Below are 1,344 nucleotides of genomic sequence, written 5' to 3' on the forward strand. Positions count from 1 at the left end.
GGCCGGCACCGCCATGAGCGTGACCCTGTCGAACGGCGCAGTGATCAACATCGAAGCCGGCAAAACCAGCGGTTCGGTGGTGGTCGATACTCCAGCCAACGACGTCTACAAGAACGGCAGTACCGTCAGCACCACTATCGAAAGCACCACGGGCGGCAACTTCGAGCAACTGACCCCGAGTACCACCCCCGCGGTCACCACCATCACCGATTCGATCGACAACACCGGGTTGAGCCTGACGGCGAATGGTTCGGTGATTGAAGGTGGCCAGATCACTTACACCGCGACCCTGACCAATCCGGCCGGCACGCCGATGACCGTCACCCTGTCCAACGGCGCAGTGATCAACATCGAAGCCGGTAAAACCAGCGGTTCGGTGGCGGTCGATACCCCGGCCAACGACGTCTACAAGAACGGCAGCACCGTCAGCACCACCATCGAAAGCACCACCGGTGGCAACTTCGAACAGCTGACCCCGAGCACCACCCCGGCCGTTACGACGATTACCGATTCGATCGATAACACCGGCCTGAGCCTGACGGCGACCGGTTCGATCACCGAAGGTGGGCAGATCACCTACACCGCCACGCTGACCAATCCAGCCGGCACCGCGATGACCGTCACCCTGTCCAACGGTGCAGTCATCAACATCGAAGCTGGCAAAACCAGCGGCTCGGTGGTGGTCGATACCCCGGCCAACGACGTCTACAAGAACGGCAGCACCGTCAGCACCACTATCGAAAGCACCACGGGCGGCAACTTCGAGCAACTGACCCCGAGTACCACCCCCGCGGTCACCACCATCACCGATTCGATCGACAACACCGGTCTCAGCCTGACGGCGACCGGTTCCGTGGCCGAAGGCGGCCACATCACCTACACCGCGACGCTGACCAACCCGGCCGGCACTGCGATGAGCGTGACCCTGAGCAACGGCGCGGTCATCAACATCGACGCCGGCAAAACCACCGGCTCCGTGGTGGTCGATGCACCCAAAGACGACGTCTACCTCGACGCCGGCAAGGTCCAGGCGACGATCACCACCGCCACCGGTGGCAACTTCGAGAACTTGGTCACCAGCAGCACACCAGCAGTCACCAACGTCACCGACACCATCGACACCTCGACGGTGAAACTGACCGCCACCGATTCGGCGGCCGAAGGCGGCACCGTCACCTACACCGCGACTGTCAGTGCGCCGGTCACCGGTTCGGCAGTGATCGTGACCCTGGCCAACGGCCAGACCATCACCATCCCGGTCGGCCAGTCCAGCGGCACCGCGACCACCACCGCGCCGAACGACGCGCTRGTCGGCCACACCCCGCTGACCAACGCGATTACCAA

At 63.3% G+C, this 1,344-nt stretch carries 1 protein-coding gene; it reads left to right on the plus strand.

Going from position 1 to position 1,344, the window contains the following annotated elements:
* Positions 1-1,344: immunoglobulin-like domain-containing protein (locus tag AC1DIH_RS28090; RefSeq protein WP_477774079.1), on the plus strand; the 1,344-nt coding region annotated here is incomplete at both ends.

The organism is Pseudomonas sp. 05N36 (genome assembly GCF_056397385.1).